Annotated in this window: 23 protein-coding genes; 15 read left to right on the top strand and 8 right to left on the bottom strand. The window is 71.3% G+C overall.

What is annotated here, in order from left to right:
• The first annotated feature begins 11 nt into the window (after window positions 1–11).
• The 11 genes from guaB to HQN59_RS04130 are packed head-to-tail and all read left to right on the top strand — an operon-like array spanning window position 12 to window position 10,303.
• Window positions 12–1,481: an IMP dehydrogenase gene (guaB, locus tag HQN59_RS04180; protein WP_176066431.1), complete on the top strand. Its 1,470-nt coding sequence runs from the start codon at window positions 12–14 to the stop codon at window positions 1,479–1,481.
• Window positions 1,482–1,509: 28 nt separating this feature from the next.
• Complete coding sequence (locus HQN59_RS04175) at window positions 1,510–2,868, top strand: MFS transporter (RefSeq protein ID WP_342451116.1); 1,359 nt, start codon at window positions 1,510–1,512, stop codon at window positions 2,866–2,868.
• A gap of 13 nt (window positions 2,869–2,881) precedes the next feature.
• Entirely contained in the window at window positions 2,882–4,465 is a 1,584-nt protein-coding gene (guaA, locus tag HQN59_RS04170; RefSeq protein ID WP_176066429.1) for a glutamine-hydrolyzing GMP synthase, read from the top strand.
• Window position 4,466: 1 nt separating this feature from the next.
• Window positions 4,467–4,706, top strand: a complete 240-nt coding sequence (locus HQN59_RS04165) for a hypothetical protein (RefSeq protein ID WP_176066427.1) — start codon at window positions 4,467–4,469, stop codon at window positions 4,704–4,706.
• Window positions 4,706–5,302 (top strand): tRNA adenosine(34) deaminase TadA, encoded by a 597-nt coding sequence (tadA, locus tag HQN59_RS04160; RefSeq protein ID WP_176066425.1) that lies wholly within the window; start codon window positions 4,706–4,708, stop codon window positions 5,300–5,302. The genes HQN59_RS04165 and tadA overlap by 1 nt, the downstream gene beginning before the upstream one ends.
• Window positions 5,299–6,423 (top strand): LD-carboxypeptidase, encoded by a 1,125-nt coding sequence (locus HQN59_RS04155; RefSeq protein WP_176066424.1) that lies wholly within the window; start codon window positions 5,299–5,301, stop codon window positions 6,421–6,423. The genes tadA and HQN59_RS04155 overlap by 4 nt, the downstream gene beginning before the upstream one ends.
• Window positions 6,420–7,163, top strand: a complete 744-nt coding sequence (locus HQN59_RS26740; RefSeq protein WP_176066422.1) for an energy transducer TonB — start codon at window positions 6,420–6,422, stop codon at window positions 7,161–7,163. Before HQN59_RS04155 ends, HQN59_RS26740 begins: the two co-directional genes overlap by 4 nt.
• Window positions 7,164–7,207: 44 nt before the next feature.
• Window positions 7,208–8,170 (top strand): MotA/TolQ/ExbB proton channel family protein, encoded by a 963-nt coding sequence (locus HQN59_RS04145; RefSeq protein ID WP_176066420.1) that lies wholly within the window; start codon window positions 7,208–7,210, stop codon window positions 8,168–8,170.
• 22 nt (window positions 8,171–8,192) lie between these two features.
• Entirely contained in the window at window positions 8,193–8,615 is a 423-nt protein-coding gene (locus tag HQN59_RS04140; RefSeq protein ID WP_176066418.1) for an ExbD/TolR family protein, read from the top strand.
• Window positions 8,616–8,628: 13 nt separating this feature from the next.
• Window positions 8,629–9,060, top strand: coding sequence for an ExbD/TolR family protein (locus HQN59_RS04135; RefSeq protein ID WP_176066416.1), 432 nt, complete (start codon window positions 8,629–8,631; stop codon window positions 9,058–9,060).
• On the top strand, window positions 9,047–10,303 hold the full coding sequence (locus HQN59_RS04130) for a tetratricopeptide repeat protein (RefSeq protein ID WP_176066414.1): 1,257 nt from the start codon (window positions 9,047–9,049) through the stop codon (window positions 10,301–10,303). The genes HQN59_RS04135 and HQN59_RS04130 overlap by 14 nt, the downstream gene beginning before the upstream one ends.
• 58 nt (window positions 10,304–10,361) lie before the next feature.
• On the opposite strand, the gene HQN59_RS04125 is transcribed toward HQN59_RS04130, so the two are convergent.
• From HQN59_RS04125 to HQN59_RS04095, 7 genes are all read right to left on the bottom strand, one after another.
• Window positions 10,362–11,120 carry a 3-hydroxyacyl-CoA dehydrogenase gene (locus HQN59_RS04125; protein ID WP_176066412.1) on the bottom strand — a complete coding sequence of 253 codons (759 nt, stop codon included), beginning with the start codon at window positions 11,118–11,120 and terminating at the stop codon, window positions 10,362–10,364.
• Between the two features lie 41 nt (window positions 11,121–11,161).
• Window positions 11,162–11,815 (bottom strand): adenylate kinase, encoded by a 654-nt coding sequence (gene adk, locus HQN59_RS04120; protein WP_176066410.1) that lies wholly within the window; start codon window positions 11,813–11,815, stop codon window positions 11,162–11,164.
• A 39-nt stretch (window positions 11,816–11,854) separates the two neighbouring features.
• Window positions 11,855–12,655, bottom strand: a complete 801-nt coding sequence (gene kdsB, locus HQN59_RS04115) for a 3-deoxy-manno-octulosonate cytidylyltransferase (protein WP_176066408.1) — start codon at window positions 12,653–12,655, stop codon at window positions 11,855–11,857.
• Between the two features lie 70 nt (window positions 12,656–12,725).
• On the bottom strand, window positions 12,726–12,929 hold the full coding sequence (locus tag HQN59_RS04110) for a Trm112 family protein (protein ID WP_176066406.1): 204 nt from the start codon (window positions 12,927–12,929) through the stop codon (window positions 12,726–12,728).
• Window positions 12,910–13,968, bottom strand: a complete 1,059-nt coding sequence (lpxK, locus tag HQN59_RS04105) for a tetraacyldisaccharide 4'-kinase (RefSeq protein WP_176066404.1) — start codon at window positions 13,966–13,968, stop codon at window positions 12,910–12,912. The genes HQN59_RS04110 and lpxK overlap by 20 nt, the downstream gene beginning before the upstream one ends.
• Window positions 13,969–14,005: 37 nt before the next feature.
• Window positions 14,006–14,431 (bottom strand): ExbD/TolR family protein, encoded by a 426-nt coding sequence (locus tag HQN59_RS04100; RefSeq protein WP_176066402.1) that lies wholly within the window; start codon window positions 14,429–14,431, stop codon window positions 14,006–14,008.
• A complete protein-coding gene (locus HQN59_RS04095; protein ID WP_176066400.1) occupies window positions 14,428–15,072 on the bottom strand; it encodes a MotA/TolQ/ExbB proton channel family protein in 645 nt (214 codons plus the stop codon). Before HQN59_RS04095 ends, HQN59_RS04100 begins: the two co-directional genes overlap by 4 nt.
• A 323-nt stretch (window positions 15,073–15,395) precedes the next feature.
• Here HQN59_RS04095 and xseA point away from each other — a divergent pair, with 323 nt between their 5' ends.
• Window positions 15,396–16,982 (top strand): exodeoxyribonuclease VII large subunit, encoded by a 1,587-nt coding sequence (xseA, locus tag HQN59_RS04090; RefSeq protein ID WP_176066398.1) that lies wholly within the window; start codon window positions 15,396–15,398, stop codon window positions 16,980–16,982.
• A 149-nt stretch (window positions 16,983–17,131) separates the two neighbouring features.
• Complete coding sequence (locus tag HQN59_RS04085) at window positions 17,132–17,716, top strand: superoxide dismutase (RefSeq protein ID WP_176066396.1); 585 nt, start codon at window positions 17,132–17,134, stop codon at window positions 17,714–17,716.
• Window positions 17,717–17,791: 75 nt separating this feature from the next.
• Here the strand turns inward: HQN59_RS04085 and HQN59_RS04080 are convergent, their stop codons facing one another.
• The gene (locus HQN59_RS04080; protein WP_176066395.1) at window positions 17,792–18,250 is read right to left on the bottom strand and encodes a DUF192 domain-containing protein; all 459 of its coding nucleotides are present in this window, start codon (window positions 18,248–18,250) and stop codon (window positions 17,792–17,794) included.
• An 87-nt stretch (window positions 18,251–18,337) separates the two neighbouring features.
• On the opposite strand from HQN59_RS04080, the gene icd reads away from it, so the two are divergent.
• Both icd and HQN59_RS04070 read left to right on the top strand, forming a co-directional pair.
• On the top strand, window positions 18,338–19,591 hold the full coding sequence (icd, locus tag HQN59_RS04075; RefSeq protein WP_176066393.1) for an NADP-dependent isocitrate dehydrogenase: 1,254 nt from the start codon (window positions 18,338–18,340) through the stop codon (window positions 19,589–19,591).
• A 197-nt stretch (window positions 19,592–19,788) separates the two neighbouring features.
• Entirely contained in the window at window positions 19,789–21,054 is a 1,266-nt protein-coding gene (locus HQN59_RS04070; RefSeq protein ID WP_176066391.1) for a tyrosine-type recombinase/integrase, read from the top strand.
• Window positions 21,055–21,060 lie beyond the last annotated feature (6 nt).

The following is a 21,060-nucleotide window of genomic DNA, read 5'->3' as shown; positions in this document are numbered from 1 at the left end:
GGGCCGTTCCGATGCGACTTCTTGGCAAAGCGCTGACCTTCGACGACGTGTTGCTGGTCCCGGCGTTCTCCCGTGTTCTGCCGCGCGACACCAGCCTCGCGACCCAGCTGTCCCGCAACATCCGCCTGAACCTGCCGCTCGTGTCGGCAGCGATGGACACCGTCACCGAGTCGCGGCTCGCGATCGCGCTGGCCCAGGAGGGCGGCATCGGCATCGTGCACAAGAACCTCACGCCGCGTCAGCAGGCGGCCGAGGTCGCGCGCGTCAAGCGCTATGAATCGGGCGTGCTGCGCGACCCGATCACCGTGACGCCCGAGATGACGGTGCGCGAGGTGATCGCGCTGTCCAAGCAGCACGGCGTGTCCGGCTTTCCGGTGCTGCAGGGCAAGACGGTGGTGGGCATCGTCACCAACCGCGACCTGCGCTTCGAGGAGCGCCTCGATGCCGCCGTGCGCGAGATCATGACCCCGCGCGAGCGGCTCGTGACCGTGCGCGAGGGCGCGACGCTCGCCGAGGGCAAGGCGCTGATGCATTCGCACAAGCTCGAGCGCGTGCTGGTCGTCAACGATGCGTTCGAACTGCGCGGCCTGATGACCGTCAAGGACATCACCAAGCAGACAACCTTCCCCGACGCCGCGCGCGACGCCCACGGCAAGCTGCGCGTCGGCGCGGCGGTCGGGGTCGGCGAGGGCACCGACGAGCGCGTCGAGCTGCTCGTCAAGGCCGGCGTCGACGCGATCGTCGTCGACACCGCGCACGGTCACAGCGAGGGCGTGACCGACCGCGTGCGCTGGGTCAAGCGCAACTTTCCGAACGTCGACGTGATCGGCGGCAACGTCGCCACCGGCGCCGGTGCGCTCGCACTGGTCGAAGCCGGCGCCGACGCGGTCAAGGTCGGCATCGGACCCGGCTCGATCTGCACCACGCGCATCGTCACCGGAGTCGGCGTGCCGCAGGTCATGGCGATCGACGAGGTCGCGCGCGCGATCGCCGGCAGCGGCGTTCCGCTCATCGCCGACGGGGGCGTGCGTTACTCGGGCGACCTCGCCAAGGCCATCGCCGCGGGCGCCGACACCGTGATGATGGGCGGCGCCTTCGCCGGTACCGAGGAAGCACCGGGCGAGGTCATCCTCTACCAGGGCCGCACCTACAAGAGCTACCGCGGCATGGGCTCGATCGGCGCCATGCAGCAGGGCTCGGCCGACCGCTACTTCCAGGAAGGCGAGAGCACCGCCGGCGGCAGCGCCAAGCTGGTGCCCGAAGGCATCGAAGGCCAGGTGCCTTACAAGGGCTCGGTGGTCGCGATCATCTTCCAGATGGCCGGCGGCCTGCGCGCTTCGATGCACTACTGCGGCTGCGCCGACATCGCCGAGATGCACGCCAAGGCGCAGTTCGTCGAGATCACGTCGTCCGGCATTCGCGAGAGCCACGTCCACGACGTGCAGATCACGAAGGAAGCGCCGAACTATCGTTCCGAGTGAGGCGCGTGGCGCAGCGCTCCGCGGCGCGGTGAACGCGCAACCCGACTCGTCCGCCGCCGCGGCGCCCGGCGCTTCGTTGCCGGCGAGCGCGCCGCTCGCCCCGGCGCCGGCCGCCGAGTCGCGCGTCGCGTCGCGCGCGGCGGCGATGCCGTTCATCATGCTGACGGTGCTGATCGACATGGTGTCGATCGGTCTGATCATTCCGGTGCTGCCGGTGCTGGTCGGCACCTTCACCGGGTCGACCGCCGACCAGGCATGGTGGTTCGGCGTCACCACCTTTACCTTCAGCCTCGCGAACTTCGTCACCTCGCCGCTGCTCGGCGCGCTGTCCGACCGCTACGGCCGCCGACCGGTGCTGCTGCTCGGCTTCTTCGCGCTCGCGCTCAGCTTCTTCGTCACCGCCATGGCGACCGCGCTCTGGATGCTGATCCTGGTGCGCGTGTTCAGCGGGGCGATGCAGTCGAACGCGGCGGTCGCCAACGCCTACGTCGCCGACATCACGCCGCCCGAGCAGCGCGCGCGCCGCTTCGGCCTCATCGGCGCGATGTTCGGGATCGGCTTCATCCTCGGTCCGGTGATGGGCGGCGTGCTCGGGCAGATCGACGTGCACCTGCCGTTCTACGCGGCCGGCGTGCTGGCGCTGCTCAACTTCGCCTACGGCTGGTTCGTGCTGCCCGAGTCGCTGCCGCCCGAGCGCCGGCGCCGCTTCGGCTGGCGCGCCATCAACCCGCTGGCGTCGCTGCTGCGCCTCGGCCAGCTCAAGGGCGTCGGCCTGCTGGTCGCGGTGATCGCGTTCAGCGGCCTCGCGCAGTTCGTGCTCTACACGAGCTGGGTGCTCTACACCACCTTCAAGTTCGGCTGGGGGCCGCTCGAGAACGGCTGGTCGATGTTCGCGGTCGGCATCGCCTCGGCACTGGTGCAGGGCGTGTTGCTCGGCCGCCTGCTCAAGCGCTTCTCGCCGCAGCGCCTCGCGATCTGGGGGCTCGTGTCGTCGACGCTGGCGTACGTGCTCTACGGCGTGGTCCCGCAAGGCTGGATGATGGTCGCGGTGATCTTCGTGAACCTGCTCGGTTTCACCGTGACCGCGTCGATCCAGAGCATCATCTCCGGCGCCGCCGATCCCGCCACGCAGGGCCGCACGCTCGGCGCGGTCGGCGGTCTCAACAGCCTGATGGCGGTGATCGCGCCGATGTTCGCGGCCCCGCTGCTCGGTGCGGTGTCGCACCTGCCGCGCGGCGACTGGCGCATCGGCGCCCCGTTCTACTTCTGTGCGCTGCTCCAGTTCGCGGCGCTGGCGCTGGCGTGGGTCCAGTTCCGGCGCCTGCGGCGCGCGCGCCTCGCGGCAGGCGGCGTTGCCCAGCCCACCGCGTCTTCCCCGACGGCCTGACAGCCGACCGACCATGCACGACAAGATCCTCATCCTCGATTTCGGCTCGCAGGTGACCCAGCTGATCGCCCGCCGCATCCGCGAGGCGCACGTTTACTGCGAGATTCATCCCAACGACGTCAGCGACGCGTTCGTCCGCGAGTTCGCGCCCAAGGGGATCATCCTGTCCGGCAGCCACGCGTCGACCTACGAGGCGCACGACCTGCGCGCGCCGCAGGCGGTGTGGGATCTCGGCGTTCCGGTGCTCGGCATCTGCTACGGCATGTTCGCGATGGCGGTGCAGCTCGGTGGCACGGTCGAGCCGAGCCGGCACCGCGAGTTCGGCTACGCCGAGGTGCGCGCGCATGGTCATACCAGGCTGCTCGACGCCATCGAGGACTTCTCCACCGCGGCCGGGCACGGCATGCTGAAGGTGTGGATGAGTCACGGCGACAACGTCACCCAGATGCCGCCGGGCTTCAAGCTGATGGCGTCGACGCCGAGCTGCGAGGTCGCCGGCATGGCCGACGAGGCGCGCGGCTACTACGCGGTGCAGTTCCATCCCGAGGTGACGCACACCCGCAAGGGCCGCGAGATCCTCGAGCGCTTCGCGCTGCAGATCTGCGGCGCCAAGCCCGACTGGGTGATGGTCAACTACATCGACGAGGCCGTCGCGCGCATCCGCGAGCAGGTCGGCGACGACGAGGTGATCCTCGGCCTCTCGGGCGGCGTCGATTCGAGCGTCGCCGCGGCGCTGGTGCACCAGGCCATCGGCGATCGCCTGACCTGCGTGTTCGTCGATCACGGCCTGCTCCGTCTGGACGAGGCGCGCATGGTGATGGAGATGTTCGCCGACCGCCTGCACGTCAAGGTGCTCGCGATCGACGCCAGCGAGGCGTTCCTCGGCGAGCTCGCCGGCGTGAGCGACCCCGAGCTCAAGCGCAAGATCATCGGCCGCGAGTTCGTCGAGGTGTTCACCCGCGAGGCGGGGCGCCTCGAGCAGGCGAAGTGGCTCGCGCAAGGGACGATCTACCCCGACGTCATCGAGTCGGGCGGCGCCAAGACCAAGAAGGCGACCACGATCAAGAGCCACCACAACGTCGGCGGGCTGCCCGAGACGCTGGGCCTCAAGCTCCTCGAGCCGCTGCGCGAGCTCTTCAAGGACGAGGTGCGCGAGCTCGGCGTCGCGCTCGGCCTGCCGCACGACATGGTGTACCGCCACCCGTTCCCGGGGCCGGGGCTCGGCGTGCGCATCCTCGGCGAGGTGAAGCGCGAGTACGCCGACCTGCTGCGCCGCGCCGACGCGATCTTCATCGAAGAGTTGCGCAACACCATCGACCCGGTCAGCAACAAGAGCTGGTACGAGCTGACGAGCCAGGCGTTCGCGGTGTTCCTGCCGGTCAAGAGCGTCGGCGTGATGGGCGACGGCCGGACCTACGAGTATGTCGTCGCACTGCGCGCGGTGCAGACCAGCGACTTCATGACCGCCGACTGGGCCGAGCTGCCGTACGCGCTACTCAAGACCGTGTCGAGCCGCATCATCAACGAGGTGCGCGGGATCAACCGCGTGACCTACGACGTCTCGTCGAAGCCGCCGGCGACCATCGAGTGGGAGTGACGTGAAGGGCGTGTTCGGCATCGTCGCGCTGCTGGTCGTGGTCGCGTTCGTGGCGCTGCTTGCCAAGCGCCAGTTCGGGGTCGCGCGCCACGGGGTCGCCGCGCCGACGCTGGCGGCGTCGGCTGCCGGCATCCAGCCGCCCGTCGGCGAGCCTCCGACGGCCACCACCGAGCGGGTGCGCGACGACGTGCAGCGCGCGCTCGAGCAGTCGAACGAGCGCCTGCGGCAGGTCGACCGCTGATGGCTGCCCACCACGACGAAAGCGCAATGCGGATGGCGCTCGACCAGGCGCAGAACGCGTGGCTGGTCGGCGAGGTGCCGGTCGGCGCGGTGCTGATGCGCGCGACGCCCGACGGGCCGCAGGTGGTCGCGACGGGCTACAACCGCCCGATCACCGACCACGATCCGACCGCGCACGCCGAGATCGTTGCGCTGCGCCACGCGGCCCGGCTGCTCGGCAACTACCGTCTTCCCGAGCTCGAGCTCTACGTGACGCTCGAGCCGTGCGCGATGTGCGCGATGGCGCTGATGCACGCGCGCATCAAGCGGGTCGTCTTCGGCGCGCTCGATCCGAAGGCCGGTGCCGCCGGCTCGGTGGTCGACCTGTTCGGCAACCCGCTGCTCAACCACCACACGCAGATCAGCGGTGGGCTGCTCGCCGACGCCTGCGGCGGGGTGCTGCGCTCGTTCTTCGCCGAGCGGCGCGCGCAGGTGCGCGAGCAGCGCCGCGCCCGCCAGGCGGCGGCCGCGACCGCCGGCGAGCTGCCCGACGCGCTCGACGACGTGACGATCCCGGCCGGCGAGTCGATCGAGCTGGACGCGGAGTCGCCGCGATGAGCGCGTCGAGGAGGGCGGAGCAGGGTGGCGCCGGCGGCGATCACGGGCGGGGCCATGACGATCAAGCCGGCGTCGGGCGCGAGCAGGACTCCAGTAACGTCCGCACCGCAGCGAGCTACGCCGACCATGGCCACCAGCAGGCTGACCACGAGCACGCCGAGAACGGCCACGGCGACGAGCACCATCACCACCACCATCGGCACGCCGACCGCTCGGGCAGCGCGCCGTCGCTGCGGCTGTTCTCGCCCGCCGGCGCGCTGCGCTCGGTGCTGCCGCTGCGGCGTGCCGCAGCGCGCCTTGCGAAGCACGGCTTCGTGGTTGACATCGACGAGTCGGCGACCGCGCGCGTGCAGCGTTTCGCGGGCAGCGACGACGTGCGGCTGGCGACGCTGCATCGCGTCGCGGACCTGCGACCCGGCGTCGCGCTCGCCACGCGCGGCGGCTACGGTCTCACGCGCCTGCTCGACCGCATCGACTGGGCGGCGATCGCCGCCAGCGTCGAGGCCGGCACGCGCTGGGTCGGCCACAGCGACGTCACGTCGCTGCAGCTCGGCATGCTCGCGCACGCGGGCGGCGTGACCTGGGCCGGGCCGCTCGCCTGCGACGACTTCGGGCGCAGCAGCGCCGACGGCGGCGTCGACGACGTCACCGAGGCGTGCTTTCTCGAGGCGATGGAAGGCTCGCTCGAGGCGGTCGGCTTTCGCACCGATGCCGGCTTCGACGGACTCGACGTCTCCGGGACGCTGTGGGGCGGCAACCTCGCGATCGTGAACTCGCTGCTCGGCACGCCGCACTTCCCGCGCATCGACGGCGGCATCCTCTTCCTCGAGGACGTCAACGAGCACCCGTACCGCATCGAGCGCAGCCTGCTGCAGCTGCGGCAGGCCGGCGTGCTCGACGCCCAGCGCGCGGTGCTGCTCGGGGCGTTCACCGGCTGGAAGAAGTCGCCGCTCGACAAGGGCTACGGCCTTGCCGACGCGATCGATCACGTGCGGTCGACGACGAAGACGCCGATCCTCGGCGGCCTGCCGTTCGGACACGTGCCGACCAAGGTGATGCTGCCCGTCGGACAGCGCGTGCAGCTGCTGGTCGACCGACGCGACGCCTTCATCGGCTGGTGACGCGCGGGCGGGTCGACGTGCTGGCTGCAGGGTCCCGTGCCAACGGCTTCGGCAGGCGCTCGCCGCGGCGCTGGATCGGATTCGCCGCGGTGGTGGCAATCCATGGCGTGGTGATCTACGCACTCGTGACGGCGCTCGCGACGCGCGAGGTCGATGCGCCGCAAGCGACGGTCGAGACCCGGATCGTCAGCGAGCCGGCGCGCGCCGAGCCGGCGCCCGAGGCGGCGGTGCCGGTGCCGGCCTTCGATGCGCCGCCGCCGCCGTTCATCCCGCCGCCCGAGATCCGCATCGCGGCACCGACCCCGCAGCCGGCGCCCGCGCAGCCACCGGTGCCGGTCGCGCCGCCGACGGCGATCGTGCCGCCGGCGCCTCCGGCGCCTCCGCCGCTCGCCGCACCCGCGCCGCCGCCGCCGGTGGTCGCGGCGGTGCCCATGCCCGCGTCGGCGCCGCGCCCGGCGTCGCCGGGGCCGGTGCAGATCGGCGTCGTCTGCCCCAACCAGGCCGCGGTGCGGCGCGACGCCGCTTTCCCGCGCGAAGCCATGCGCCAGGGCCTCGACAAGGGCGACGCGCTGGTGCAGTTCACGCTCGGTTCCGGCGGCGAGGTCAAGGACATCAAGACGCTGCGCGCGTCGCACCCCATCTTCGCGCGCAGCAGCATGCGCGTCGTTGCCGAGTACCGCTGCATCGGGCAGGGCCGCGACATCGTGGTCCAGGTCCCGTTCGAGTACCGGCTCGACTAGCCTTCGGGCCTTCTCGTCACTCTCCAGCCATGCAGGACCCATCCATGCCTCCTCGAGCCCCGTTCCGGGCGCGACTCGTGCCGCTCGTGCTGCTCGCGGCGACCGCGGGCGTGCTCGCCGCACCGCCTGCGATCGCGCAGCCCGCCGTCGCGGGCAGCGATGCCGCGGCGAGTGCGCCGGCCGCGCCGTCATCGGCGGCGAGCGCTGCATCGGCCGCAGTCGCGGCGCCCGCGAGCGCCGTCGTCGCGGCGCGTCCGGCGAGCGCGGCCGCACCGAGGCGCGAGACGGTCGAGAACCCGTACGGCCTCGGCGCGCTGATTCGCCACGGCGACGCCATCGCGCTCGGCACCCTGGTGATCCTGCTGCTGATGAGCATCGGCAGCTGGACCATCATCGTGACCAAGCTCGTGCAGAGCGTGCGGCTGGCGCGCGAGGCACGCGTCGCGCCGCGCCAGTTCTTCCGCGCTCGCACGCTCGGCGAGGCGACCCAGGCGCTCGGGGCCGGCAGTGCGTTCCGCGCGATCGCCGATGCCGGCATCACCGCGAGCGAGCACCACGAAGGCGCGCTGACCGAAAACATCGACCGCAACACCTGGGTCGGCATGAACGTGCAGCGCAGCCTCGACGACGTGCAGAGCCGGCTGCAGGACGGACTCGCGTTCCTCGCGACGGTGGGTTCGACCGCGCCGTTCATCGGCCTCTTCGGCACCGTCTGGGGCATCTACAACGCGCTCACCGCGATCGGCGTCGCGGGGCAGGCGTCGATCGACAAGGTCGCCGGGCCGGTCGGCGAGGCGCTGATCATGACCGCGCTCGGCCTCTTCGTCGCGGTGCCCGCGGTACTCGGCTACAACTGGCTGGTGCGGCGCAACAAGGTCACGATGGAGTCGGTGCGGCGCTTCGGCGCCGATCTGCACGGCGTGCTGATGGGCGCGCCGATCGCGGCGACGACCACCGCTGCTTCCGCCGGCGCCGCCCCAGCGCCGGCGTCGACCACCCCGCGCTGAGCGCACGCACGAGACGCAGCCGATGGCGATGCAGCTCGGGCCCGGCGCCGGCGACGACGACGATCTCACGGCGACGATCAACACCACGCCGCTCGTCGACGTGATGCTGGTGCTGCTGATCATCTTCCTGATCACGATCCCGGTCGTCACCCAGACGGTGCCGGTGAACCTTCCGGACGAGCGCAACGTGCCGCGCCAGACGCGCCCCGAGAACGTCGAGATCTCGGTGACCCGCGACGGCGAGTTCTTCTGGAACGGCGCCCCGATCGACGCCGAAGCGCTGGAGCGACGCCTGCAGGAGGTGGCGGGTCGCTCTCCGCAGCCCGAGGTGCACGTGCGCGGCGACGAGCGCGCGCGCTACGAATACGTCGGCCGCGTCCTGCACGCGTGCACGCGGGCGGCGATCCGCAGGGTGAGCTTCGTCACCGAACCCGGTGCGGGCTGAGCCGACGACGACCATGGCGCTGCAACCCGGCCTCGGCGATCGCGCCGACGACGAACCCGAGGTGATGCTCGACATCAACACCACGCCGCTGATCGACGTGATGCTGGTGCTGATCATCATGCTGATCATCACGATCCCGGTTCAGCTGCACGCGGTGAACCTGAACCTGCCGAGCGGCAGCGTGCCGCCGCCGGTGGTGCAGCCGCGCGTCGTCAACGTCGACATCGACTTCGACGGCACCATGCTGTGGAACGGCACGGTGCTCGCCGACCGCGGCGAGCTCGAGGCGCGGTTGCGCACGGTCGCCGCCGAGGCCGATCAGCCCGAGCTGCACGTCCGGCCGAACCGGCTCGTCGAGTACCGCTTCGTTGCGATGGTGCTCGCGAGCGCGCAGCGGATCGGCGCGACGAAGATCGGGATCGTCGATCGCGATGGCGGCGGCTAGCGTGCGGCGGGCGGCCCGTCGCGGCGGCATCGAGGGCCGGTCGATCAGGCTCGCCTGGTGCCCGCTGCTGGTCGCGGCCACTTTCGTCGCCTCGGGGGTGCTCGCCCCGGTCGCGGCCCAGGAAGCGGTTCGTCCCGAGATCGGTCGACCTCTTCAGGCGGCGCAGCAACTCGTCGGCGCGCGCCGGTTCGGCGCGGCGCTCGCCAAGGTGCGCGAGGCCGACGCGGCCGGCCCACGGACGCCGAACGAGCGCGCGCTGATCGAGCGCATGCGCATCGCCGCGGCCCTCGGAGCCGGCGAGATCGACGTCGCGGCGCGTGCCTACGACGCGCTCGCCGCCGACGGCACGCGGCCGGGGGGCGCCGAAGCCGCGCGCACGCTCGAGGCGATCGCCGCCGGCTACTACCGCGCCGGGCAGTACGCGAGAGCAGCGCAGTGGGCCGAGCGCGGCGCGCGAGAGGGCGCGGCGAGCCCGGCACTGCGGGCGCTGCAGATCCGCAGCCTCTTCCAGGCGGGAGACGTCGCCGCGGCGCAGCGCGAGCTGACCCGGGACGTCACAGCGGTCGAACGCAGCGGCGGCACGCCCGCGGACGACACGCTTCGCCTGTTGCTCGCGATGGCGCAGAAGCAGGGCGACGCGGCGGCGTTCGATGCCGCCCTCGAGAAGATCCTGGCCCATCACCCGACGCCCGCCGACTGGGCAACCCGGCTCGACCGCCTGCAACGGCGGCCGGGGTTCGCCGGGCGCCTGACGCTCGACCGCCTGCGCCTGCTGCAGGCGACCGGTGGCTTGAAGCGCGCCGACGACGTCGTCGAGATGGCGCAGCTCGCGTTGCAGGCCGACGCCGGCGCCGAGGCGCGCCGCGTCGTCGAGCAGGGCTACGCGACGGGCGTCCTCGGCAACGGCCCCGACGCCGCGCGCCACGAGCGCCTGCGTGCGCTGGTCGCGCGCGCGAGCGGCGACGCCGCGAGAACCCGCGCCGCCGATGCCGACAGCCGCGTCGCCGCCGCGCTCGACCGCGCGTACGCCGGCGACGCCAAGGCAGCGGCCGTGGCGATTCGAGACGCGCTTGCGGGCGGCGGGCTCAAGCGCCCGGACGACGCGCGCCTGCACCTCGCGATCGCGCAGTGGCTCGCCGGCGATCGCGCCGGCGCGATCGCGACGTTCCGGGCGGTCGGCGGCAGCGACGGCACGGCCGACCTGGCGCGGCTCTGGACGCTGCACCTGCGGCGCGGCAGCTGACCCGAACGTGGGGACCGGGCGCCGACGAATGAAAGCGGCCCTGGGTGGCGGTGGCGACCTACTTCGGCGCGAGCCGGATCGCGCCGTCGAGGCGGATCACCTCGCCGTTCAGCATCTCGTTGGTGACGATCTGGTGCACCAGCTTGGCGTAGTCGGCGGGGGTGCCGAGGCGGCTCGGGAACGGCACGCTGGCGGCGAGCGCCTGCTGCACCTCCTCGGGCATGCCGAACAGCATGGGCGTGCCGAAGATGCCGGGGGCGATCGTCATGTTGCGGATGCCGTTGCGCGCCAGATCGCGCGCGATCGGCAGCGTCATGCCGACCACGCCGCCCTTCGACGCCGAGTACGCGGCCTGGCCGATCTGGCCGTCGTAGGCGGCGACGCTCGCGGTCGAGATCAGCACGCCGCGCTCGCCGGTCGGTTCGGGCTCGTTCATGGCCATCGCGGCCGCGGCGAGCCGGATCATGTTGAAGCTGCCGATCAGGTTGACCGTGACGACCTTGCTGAACAGCGCGAGCGGGTGCGCGCCGTCCTTGCCGAGCGTCTTGGCCGCCGGCGCGATGCCGGCGCAGTTGACCAGGCCGACGAGCTTGCCGAGGTCGATCGCGCGCTCGACCGCGCCTCGAGCGTCGGCTTCGGCGCTGACGTCGCAGCGCACGAACGCGCCGCCGAGCTCGGCAGCGACCGCCTCGCCGCGCTCGGCCTGCAGGTCGGCGACGACCACCTTGCCGCCGTTCGCGGCGAGCATGCGGGCGGCACCTTCGCCGAGCCCCGACGCTCCCCCGGTGACGATGAAGACGCGACCGGCGATGTCCATCGAGAGCTCCGGGTCGGAAGGTGGGCGCGGTCAGGCGCTGATCAGACGAGGGCGGCGAGCGCGCGAGCGGTGATCTCGTCGACGCTGCCGGTGCCGCTGATCTTGCGGTATTTCGGCGCCGCGGGGTCGCCCGATGCGGCCCACTGCGCGTAGTAGTCGACCAGCGGCCGGGTCTGCTCCTGATAGACCGCGAGGCGGCGCATCACGGTCTCCTCGACGTCGTCGAGGCGCTGGATCAGCTCCTCGCCAGTCACGTCGTCCCGGCCTTCGAGGCGCGGCGGATTGAACTTGACGTGGTACGTGCGGCCCGAGGCGACGTGCACGCGGCGGCCGGCGACCCGCTCGATGATCTCGGCGTCGGGGACGTCGATCTCGAGCACGTAGTCGAGCTGGATGCCGGCGGATTTGAGCGCGTCGGCCTGCACGATGGTGCGCGGGAAGCCGTCGAACAGGAAGCCGCCTGCGCAATCGGGTTCGGCGATGCGCTGCTTGACGAGGCCGATGATGATGTCGTCGCCGACCAGAGCGCCGGCGTCCATCACCTTCTTGGCGGCGATGCCGAGCTCGGTTCCCGCCTTCACGGCGGCGCGCAGCATGTCGCCCGTCGAGATCTGCGGAATGCCGAAGTGCTTGCACAGGAAGGTGGCCTGCGTCCCTTTCCCGGCCCCGGGCGCTCCCAACAGAATCAGTCTCATGCGGTCCCTTGCTGCGTCGCGTCGAACATGGAAGTGGGTTCAGGCGCCGCGGCCCGCTCCCGGTCCGGCCGAAGCCGGAGCGCGATTGTCGGCGAACACGGCACGCACGCGGCTCAGGTCTTCCGCGGTGTCGACGCCGGGTCCCGGTGCGCTCGCGGCGCGATGCACCGCGATGCGCTCGCCGTGCCAGAGCACGCGCAGTTGTTCCAGCGACTCGATGCGCTCGAGCGGGCTCGGCGCGAGCGTGCCGAAGCGGCGCAGGAACGCCGCGCGATAGGCATAGAGCCCGATGTGGCGCAGCGGCACCGGGTCGGCGAGCGCGGCCGGGTCGCCCGCCGGCGCATCGCGCCACCATGGGATCGGCGCGCGCGAGAAGTAGAGCGCGCGGCCGGCGGCGTCGAGCACCACCTTGACGACGTTCGGGTTGGCGAACTCGGCCGGGTCGGCGATCGGATGCGCGGCGGTGCTCATCACGCACTCGGGCGTGCGCTCGAGCAGGCTCGCGCAGGCGTCGATCGAGTCGGGCTCGATCAGCGGCTCGTCGCCCTGCACATTGACCACGATGGCGTCGCCGTCGAGGCCGAGCTGCTCGCACGCCTCGGCAAGACGCGCGCTGCCGTTCGGGTGGTCGGGCGAGGTGAGCACGACGTCGACGCCGTGCTCGCGGCACGCCGCGGCGATGTCGGCGTGGTCGGCTGCGACCACCACCGAGCGCGCGGCCGACGCGCGCGCGCGCTCGGCGACCCGCACGATCATCGGCAGGCCGGCGATGTCGAGCAGGGGCTTCCTCGGCAGGCGCGTGGCCGCCAGCCGCGCCGGGATCAGCACGTCGAAGCTCATCGCGCCGGAGCGCCGGCGCCACCACGCACCGCCGGCCAACCGGCGGACGGCGGACGACGCCGGCGCGCCGTCACGGGCCGGGCGCCGAGGTCGCCGGCTCGTCCGTCGAGCGCGCCTCGCTCTCGAGCATGACCGGGATGCCGTCGCGCACCGGGTAGGCGAGCCGGTCGGCGTTGCAGATCAGCTCCTCGCGGTCGTGCAGCGGGGGGCGCGCATGGCGCAGCGGCCCCTTGCAGATCGGGCAGACGAGCAGATCAAGAAGGCGTGGTTCCATCGGTCGTTCCATGGCGCGCCGCCGGCAGCAGCGCGAGCAGCGCGGCCTCGAACGCGGCGCCGGGCGCGAAGTCTAGCGCCGCGACCCAGACGCGAGTCACGCCGATGCGGTGTGGGTCGAGCTTGGCGGCGTCCTTCTCGGTGACGACGACGTCGGCGGTGCCGTTCGGCCACGGCAAGGTCGCGAAATCGAAGTGGTCCGGCAGGGCGAGCGGGACGACCTCGACGCCGGCGGCGGCGAGCAGGTCGAAGAAGCGCCGCGGGCGGGCGATGCCGGCCGCGGCGAGCACGCGGCGCCCGCTCAGTGCGCCAAGCGCATGCGGGTCGGGCCGGTCGCCGCGCCACCAGTCGGCGAGCCCGACCACGCCCGCGAGGCGCCGCTCGGCAGTGGGTCCGGGCCAGCGCGTGGTCGGCGCCGGGGCGTTGTAGAGCACGCAGCTGCGCGCCGGCAGATGCGCCGGCAGCGGCTCGCGCAGAGGCCCCGCGGGAAGCAGCCAGCCGTTGCCGACGCCGCGTTCGTCGAACACCAGCACCTGGGCGTCGCGGCCGAGCCGCCAGTGCTGCAGTCCGTCGTCGCTGACGATGACGTCGACTCCGGGATGGCGCGCGAGGAGCTCGCGCGCCGCCGCGACGCGGTCGCGCCCGACGACGACCGGCACGCCGGCGCGCCGGCGCAGCACGAGCGGCTCGTCGCCGCACGCCGCCGCCGGCGTCGCGGGCTCGACCTCGACCAGCGCGTCGGGCGCGGCGCGACCGTAACCGCGCGAGATCACGCCCGGCGTCCGGCCGACGCCGCGCAGCAGGTCGACCACCGCCAGCACCGTCGGCGTCTTGCCGGCGCCGCCGACGATCAGGTTGCCGACGACGACCACCGGGACCGGCAGGCGCTCGACCCGCAGCACGCCGAAGCGGTAGAGCGCCCGGCGCAGCATCAGCACCGCGCCGAACAGCGCGGCGAGCGGCCGCAGCGCGATCGCGAGCGGCCCGCGGACGAGCCAGGCGCGCTGCAGCGCATCGGCCCAGCGGCCGGACGTCGTCATCGAACGCGTGCTGGCGACGCCGGCACGGCTGACGCGCTCAGCGCGCGGCGCCCGCCGGCGACGCCTGTGCGGCGAAGGTGAGCCGCGAGAGGCCGCTGCGGCGCGCCGCGTCCATGACGCTGACGACGCTCTGGTAGCCGGCGTTGGCGTCCGCCGAGATGATGAGCACGGCGTCGGCCCTGGCGCCGGCAGCCGTCAGCGCCGCTGCGATCGCGTCGACGCTGCGCCCGTCGACCGGCTGCCCGCCGACCGCGACACGGCCGTCGGCGGCCACGGCGACGATCAGCTCGCGCGGGCGGTCCTGCGCCGCATTGGCGTCGGCGAACGGCAGCGCCACCTGCAGCTCGGTGAACTTGGAGTAGGTCGTCGACAGCATCAGGAAGATAAGAACGACGAGCAGCACGTCGATGAACGGGATCAGATTGATCTCCGGCTCCTCCGGGCGCTGCTTGCGGAAGTTCATCGCGGCTCGGCGGGGGCGTGGCGCGGCACCGCGAAGCGCAGCAGGTGCGGCACCAGGCGGGCGGCCGCCTGTTCCATCTCGAGGGTATAGGCGTCGACGAGGCCGCGGAAGTATCGATAGAACATGAGCGACGGGATCGCGATCATCAGCCCGAACGCGGTGTTGTAAAGCGCCACCGAGATGCCGTGCGCGAGCTGGGCCGGGTTGCCGCCGCCCGGGGTCTGCGAGCCGAAGATCTCGATCATCCCGATCACGGTGCCCATGAGGCCGAGCAGCGGTGCCGCCGAGGCGATGGTGCCCAGCGTGTTGAGGTAGCGCTCGAGGCGGTGCACCGCGGCGCGGCCCGCGGTCTCGAAGGTGGCACGCAGCGCATCGGCGCCGATCCGCGGCTCGCTGATCACGGCACGCACGCCGCTCGCGAGCACGGCGCCGAGCACGGAGCTGTCTCCGAGCTTCTTGACGACGTCCAGCGAAGGCAGACTGGTGCGGGTGAGGGCGATCACCTCGTCGACCAGGCGCGGCGGCATGACGCGCTGGGTGCGCAGGCTCGAAAGACGCTCCAGAACCACGGCCAGGGCGCCGATCGAGCACACGAGGAGAGGCCAGATCGGCCATCCGGCCGCTTGTATGATCGCCAGCAAACAGGACCTTCTATCTGGAAGCGGGTAGGGGTTCGCGCCACGCGGCAGTGGCGCGTGATTATGGCCGGCACCCGCGCCGCCCCGCGCCTCGTCGCCATCTCCGGGCATCCAGGCGAACTTGTAAGCCGAGCCGGGCCGCCGATACAAATCGTCCACCGTTCTTGTGGACAACTTTGTGGGCAAGTTGTCGAGGCGGCGCCTTTCCCGGGCCATTTGCCTCTGCAGCGGTTCTTTGCTGAAAAATTGTGCAGGCGAAACGCCTTGAAAATCAGTCACTTACGTGATAGTCCCGGGGGCGTGGGGGACGCGGCGGCGTCGCTCCCATGCAACACCGCAGCTGTGGAGTTCTCGCCCGTCGGGAGCTGCCACTGAGCGCGGTTGCGCCCGTTTCCGGCGCGCGCGCGCCGATCTGGAGCGTCGCCCAGCTCGTCGGCGCCGTGTCGGAACTGATCGCGAGCGGCATCGGCGCCTGCGTGGTGCGCGGCGAGCTCGCGGCGTTCTCGCGAGCGCCCAGCGGGCACTGCTACTTCACGCTGAAGGACGCCGATGGCGGCGCCTCGCTGCGCTGCGCGATGTTCCGGCGCGCGGCCGGCCTGCTCGACTTCCAGCCGGGCGACGGCCAGGTGGTCGACCTGCGGGGCCGGCTCGCGATCTACGAGCCGCGCGGCGAGCTGCAGTTCGTCGCCGAGTCGATGCAGCGCAGCGGCGCCGGCGCACTCTACGAGCAGTTCCTGCGGGCGAAGGCGCGTCTCGCGGCCGAGGGCCTGTTCGACGACGACAGGAAGCGCGCGTTGCCGGCGTTCCCTCGCCGCATCGGCGTCGTCACCTCGCTCGCGGGCGCCGCGCTGCACGACATCGCGACCACGCTGCAGCGGCGCTCGCCGCATGTCGAGCTGCTGATCTACCCGAGCCCGGTGCAGGGCGCCGACGCCCCGGCCGCGCTGTGCGCGGCGATCGCGAGCGCGGCCAGGCGCGCCGAGGTCGACGTGCTGATCGTCGCGCGCGGCGGCGGCTCGCTCGAGGACCTGTGGGCGTTCAACGACGAGCGCGTGGTGCGGGCGATCGCCGGCGCGCCGATGCCGGTGATCTGCGGCGTTGGCCACGAGACCGACGTGACGCTGGCCGACCTCGCAGCCGACCTGCGCGCCGCGACGCCGACCGCGGCCGCCGAGCTCGCGGGGCCGGCGACGCGCGCCGAGCTCGCCGGCCTCGACGGGCTGGCCGACACGATGCGGCGGCGCGTCACGCACCGCCTCGACGTCGAGGCGCAGCGTCTCGACCGCGCCGGACTGCGTCTGTCGCGCCCGGCCGACGCGCTGCTCGCGCGCCGGCACGCGCTCGAGCTGCTCGAGAACCGCGCGGTCGGCGCGGTCGCCCGCGCGCTGCAGCGCCAGCAGTCGGGGCTCGACGCGCTCGAGGCGCGATTCGGCCGTGCCGCGCTGCAGCGCGCGGAGCGCGCCGGCGCGATGCTGGACACGCTCGACGCCCGCCTGACGCGCGCCACGCTGCGACGCAGCGAGCGCGCGGCGGCCCTGGACGCGCTCGGTGGCCGCTTCGTGCGGGCGGCGCTGCAGCGCAGCGAACGGGCGCGCGCGACGCTCGACGCGCTCGCCGGCCGGCTCGACGCGCTCGATCCCGCGCGCGTGCTCGCGCGTGGCTACGCGCGCCTCACCGACGAGGCCGGCGCGGCGATCACCTCGGTGGCACAGGTGCGACCGGGGCAGGCGTTCCGCGCGGTGCTCGGCGACGGGGCGTTCGACGCCCGCGCGGCGGGCGCCGAGCCGGCAGCGACGCCGCCGCGCAGCGCTGCCCGCACGGCGGGCGCCGAGCCGGCAGCGACGCCGCCGCGCAGCGCTGCCCGCACGGCGCGCGACGCCGCGACGCCCGATCTCTTCGGCGCGTCGGACTGACGCACCGCGCGCGGCGCGCGCGCCTCTCGGCCGCTCGTTCGACCCGGCCGCACCAACCGGGTCGCGGACGCGGCGCGCCCCGCGCCACGCGGCCGGCAGGGCAAGCTGCCTACAATCTTTCGATCCGCCCAACTTCCGACGAGGACACCATGGAACATACCCTGCCGCCCCTGCCGTATTCGCACGACGCGCTGGCGCCGCACCTGAGCCGCGAGACCCTCGAGTACCACCACGACAAGCACCACAACGCCTACGTCGTGAACCTGAACAACCTGCAGAAGGGCACCGAGTTCGAGAACATGGACCTCGAGGCCATCGTCAAGAAGTCGAGCGGCGGCATCTACAACAACGCCGCCCAGGTCTGGAACCACACCTTCTTCTGGAACTGCATGAAGCCGGGCGGCGGCGGCGCGCCGACCGGACCGCTCGCCGATGCGATCAACGCCAAGTGGGGCAGCTACGACGCCTTCAAGGAAGCGTTCACCAAGAGTGCGGTCGGCAACTTCGGTTCGGGCTGGACCTGGCTCGTCAGGAAGGACGACGGCGCCGTCGACATCGTCAACATGGGCGCTGCCGGCACGCCGCTCACCACCGGCGACAAGGCGCTGCTGACGATCGACGTCTGGGAGCACGCCTACTACATCGACTACCGCAACCTGCGCCCCAAGTTCGTCGAGACCTTCCTGGCCTCGCTGGTGAATTGGGACTTCGCGACGAAGAATTACGCCGCCTGAGCGGCGGCCGGATCGGGCGGTCGCACCGCCCGATCCGATCGGCAAAGCCGGCTGCGTGCCGGCTTTCTTGTTTCGTCAGTTGCCGAACGGCGCGCCGCGCAGCCTGGCGCCGGGCTTGATGCCCCGCTTGTCGAACCAGCCGTCGTTCATCTCGAGGACGAAGCGCACCGGCTTGGTGGAGCAGTGCGAGTCGAGCGTCTGCGGCTTCATGCGATCGAGGTTGACGATGGTGCCGTCGTCGCCGATGAACGCGATCGCGAGCGGGATGAGCGTGTTCTTCATCCAGAAGCACTGCTGGCTGGCGTCCTCGAACACGAACAGCATGCCTTCGGTGTCGGCCATCGCGGTACGGAACATCAGGCCGATCTGACGCTCGTCGGGCGTTTGCGCGACCTCGGCATTGATGCGGTAGATGCCGACGCTGAGCGGCACCGACGGCAGCTTCTGCGGCCCCGTCTGAGCCAGAGAAAACGTGGCTGCCGACGCGGCGACGAGGCCGATCGCGAGGTGGCGCAGGGCGTGGAGCAGGGTCATCTGGGGCTCGGGTGTCGGGTGGGCTCGGGACTAGAATGCGGCGCGCCAATACGCGCATCAACGCTCGCGAGCGGGAGCCACATTCTCATGTATCAGCACATCAAGGTGCCCGAAGGCGGGCAGAAGATCACCGTCAACGGCGACTTTTCGCTGAACGTTCCGGACCAGCCGATCATTCCGTTCATCATGGGCGACGGCACCGGCATCGACATCACGCCGGTGATGATCAAGGTGATCGACGCCGCGGTCGCGAAGGCGTACGGCGGCAGCAAGAAGATCCACTGGATGGAGGTCTATGCCGGCGAGCGTTCGACCGCCGTCTACGGCCCCGACGTGTGGCTGCCGCCCGAGACGCTCGACGCCGTGCGCGAGTACGTGGTCTCGATCAAGGGCCCGCTCACCACCCCGGTCGGCGGCGGCATCCGCTCGCTGAACGTCGCGCTGCGCCAGGAGCTCGACCTCTACGTGTGCCTGCGCCCGATCCAGTACTTCAAGGGCGTGCCCTCGCCGGTGCGCGAGCCCGAGAAGACCAACATGGTCATCTTCCGCGAGAACTCGGAAGACATCTACGCCGGCATCGAGTTCGAGGGCGAGAGCGAGAAGGCCAAGCGCCTGATCCAGATCCTGCAGGACGAGTTCGGCGTCAAGAAGATCCGTTTCCCGAGCACCTCGGGCATCGGCATCAAGCCGGTCTCGCGCGAAGGCACCGAGCGCCTAGTGCGCAAGGCGATCCAGTACGCGATCGTCAACAACAAGCCCTCGGTGACGCTGGTCCACAAGGGCAACATCATGAAGTTCACCGAAGGCGCGTTCCGTGACTGGGGCTACGCCCTGGCGCAGCGCGAGTTCGGCGCCGAGCTGGTCGACGGCGGTCCGTGGGTGAGCTTCAAGAACCCGCGCACCGGCACGGACATCATCGTCAAGGACGTGATCGCCGACGCGTTCCTGCAGCAGATCCTGTTGCGCCCCGCCGAGTACTCGGTGATCGCGACGCTGAACCTGAACGGCGACTACGTGTCGGACGCGCTCGCCGCGCAGGTCGGTGGCATCGGCATCGCCCCGGGCGCCAACATGTCCGACTCGATCGCGATGTTCGAGGCGACGCACGGCACCGCGCCCAAGTACGCCGGCAAGGACTACGTCAACCCGGGCTCCGAGATCCTTTCGGCCGAGATGATGCTGCGCCACATGGGTTGGGTCGAAGCGGCCGACCTCGTGATCAGCTCGATGGAAAAGGCGATCCTGTCCAAGAAGGTCACCTACGACTTCGCGCGCCTGATGGAGGGCGCGACGCAGGTGTCGTGCTCGGGCTTCGGCCAGGTGATGATCGACCACATGTGACCTCGCTCCACGGCGTCTCATGATGCCCCGTAAGCCCCTGATTTTGTTGAAGAAATCAGGGGCTTCGTCTTTTCAGCACGTCTCACGGCAGACCACGAAATCCCGCCATTTTGGAGGGGAAATTGACGGGAGACGGGGCCCGAAACGGCCCAAATTCCTCCACTTGGAGGTGGCTGAAAAGTGTCGGGAGACGACGCATGCGACTGAGCAACTACACCCTCACGCCCACTCGGATCAACAACGCCAAGGCGAAGGCGCGGCTCTACAAGCTAAGCGATGGCGGGGGGCTTTTCGTCGAGGTCAGCACGACCGGCCAGAAGACCTGGCGCTACCAGTACCGATTCGCCGGCAGCCGCCGAGACGTCAAGATCGGGCGATACCCGGAGATCGGGGTGGCCGACGCCCGGGCGCGGCACTTCGAACTCAGGTCGCTCTTGGAGCGAGGGGTAGACCCCGCCGAAGTTCGTCGCCAGGAGACTGCGGAGCGTCGGCAGCAGGCGAAGGACAGCCAGCCCGCTGCCGACCAGTTCGAGGCGTTCTCCCGGCGCTGGATCCGGGAGCGCTTGATGACCAGGTCCGACACCTACCGGAACCAGATCGAGTCCCGGCTCGAGCGCTTCGTATGGCCAGCGATCGGCGAGAAGCCGCTGGGCGGCGTCCGGCCCGCCGACGTGCTCGCGATCATCGAGGACTTGAGAGGAACGCCGAAGACGGCGGAGGGCGTCAGGCAACACATCCAGCAGATCTACAACTACGCGATCCAGAAGCTGCTCGTCGAGGTCAACCCGGCCTTGCCACTGCGAGGCGTCATCGAGGTGCCTGCCGCCGAGCACCACCGGCATCTGACCGAGCCAGAACTGGGAGCCTTCTGGCGGTCGGTGGCAAAACAAGGCGCGCACTTCGTGACCATCGCTGCCACCCGGATGCTCATGTACACGATGTGCCGCAAGTCAGAGGTGCTGCGAGCCCGGTGGCGCGAGTTCGACCTCGAGCGGGCCCAGTGGGACATCCCGGCCGAGCGCATGAAGATGAAGGCGCCGCACCGTGTCTACCTGTCCCGACAGGCACTCGAACTCCTCGGGCTGCTGAAGGCATTCGGCTCGGAGCCGCAGGCCTACGTGTTCCCGTCGGTGCTTCGTGCCGCAGTGCCGCTCGGCGACGCTACGCTGAACCACTTCTTCAAGCGACTCGACTTCGGCGTCCCGGACTTCTCGCCCCATGGGACCCGAGGCACGGCAGCGACCTTGCTTCGTGAGCACGGATTCAGCCGCGAGGTGGTCGAGCTGCTTCTGGCGCATGCCGAGCGAAACAAGGTGACGGCCGCATATCACCATCACGAAATGGCGGACGAGCGGCGGCGCGCGCTCCAATACCTGGCGGATCAGATCGATCGATTGGCCAGCGCATCCGTCGCTGGCTCAACGGTGTCTTCTGACGGTCGTGAGCACTGCGTGACCGCATGAAGCGAC

The sequence above is a fragment of the Rhizobacter koreensis genome (assembly GCF_013366375.1).
GTDB classification, from domain to species: domain Bacteria; phylum Pseudomonadota; class Gammaproteobacteria; order Burkholderiales; family Burkholderiaceae_C; genus Schlegelella_A; species Schlegelella_A koreensis.
The sequence above is the reverse complement of the archived record's forward strand: the minus strand, read 5'-3'. Positions and strand labels throughout refer to the sequence as shown.

What these genes read in the sequence shown, in the direction of transcription:
- guaB (WP_176066431.1), top strand. Translation starts at nt 12, where the DNA reads ATGCGACTTCTTGGCAAAGCGCTGACCTTCGACGACGTGTTGCTGGTC.
- guaA (WP_176066429.1), top strand. Translation starts at nt 2,882, where the DNA reads ATGCACGACAAGATCCTCATCCTCGATTTCGGCTCGCAGGTGACCCAG.
- tadA (WP_176066425.1), top strand. Translation starts at nt 4,706, where the DNA reads ATGGCTGCCCACCACGACGAAAGCGCAATGCGGATGGCGCTCGACCAG.
- HQN59_RS04155 (WP_176066424.1), top strand. Translation starts at nt 5,299, where the DNA reads ATGAGCGCGTCGAGGAGGGCGGAGCAGGGTGGCGCCGGCGGCGATCAC.
- HQN59_RS04145 (WP_176066420.1), top strand. Translation starts at nt 7,208, where the DNA reads ATGCCTCCTCGAGCCCCGTTCCGGGCGCGACTCGTGCCGCTCGTGCTG.
- HQN59_RS04140 (WP_176066418.1), top strand. Translation starts at nt 8,193, where the DNA reads ATGGCGATGCAGCTCGGGCCCGGCGCCGGCGACGACGACGATCTCACG.
- HQN59_RS04135 (WP_176066416.1), top strand. Translation starts at nt 8,629, where the DNA reads ATGGCGCTGCAACCCGGCCTCGGCGATCGCGCCGACGACGAACCCGAG.
- HQN59_RS04130 (WP_176066414.1), top strand. Translation starts at nt 9,047, where the DNA reads ATGGCGGCGGCTAGCGTGCGGCGGGCGGCCCGTCGCGGCGGCATCGAG.
- HQN59_RS04125 (WP_176066412.1), bottom strand. Translation starts at nt 11,120, where the DNA reads ATGGACATCGCCGGTCGCGTCTTCATCGTCACCGGGGGAGCGTCGGGG.
- adk (WP_176066410.1), bottom strand. Translation starts at nt 11,815, where the DNA reads ATGAGACTGATTCTGTTGGGAGCGCCCGGGGCCGGGAAAGGGACGCAG.
- kdsB (WP_176066408.1), bottom strand. Translation starts at nt 12,655, where the DNA reads ATGAGCTTCGACGTGCTGATCCCGGCGCGGCTGGCGGCCACGCGCCTG.
- HQN59_RS04110 (WP_176066406.1), bottom strand. Translation starts at nt 12,929, where the DNA reads ATGGAACCACGCCTTCTTGATCTGCTCGTCTGCCCGATCTGCAAGGGG.
- lpxK (WP_176066404.1), bottom strand. Translation starts at nt 13,968, where the DNA reads ATGACGACGTCCGGCCGCTGGGCCGATGCGCTGCAGCGCGCCTGGCTC.
- HQN59_RS04100 (WP_176066402.1), bottom strand. Translation starts at nt 14,431, where the DNA reads ATGAACTTCCGCAAGCAGCGCCCGGAGGAGCCGGAGATCAATCTGATC.
- xseA (WP_176066398.1), top strand. Translation starts at nt 15,396, where the DNA reads ATGCAACACCGCAGCTGTGGAGTTCTCGCCCGTCGGGAGCTGCCACTG.
- HQN59_RS04085 (WP_176066396.1), top strand. Translation starts at nt 17,132, where the DNA reads ATGGAACATACCCTGCCGCCCCTGCCGTATTCGCACGACGCGCTGGCG.
- HQN59_RS04080 (WP_176066395.1), bottom strand. Translation starts at nt 18,250, where the DNA reads ATGACCCTGCTCCACGCCCTGCGCCACCTCGCGATCGGCCTCGTCGCC.
- icd (WP_176066393.1), top strand. Translation starts at nt 18,338, where the DNA reads ATGTATCAGCACATCAAGGTGCCCGAAGGCGGGCAGAAGATCACCGTC.
- HQN59_RS04070 (WP_176066391.1), top strand. Translation starts at nt 19,789, where the DNA reads ATGCGACTGAGCAACTACACCCTCACGCCCACTCGGATCAACAACGCC.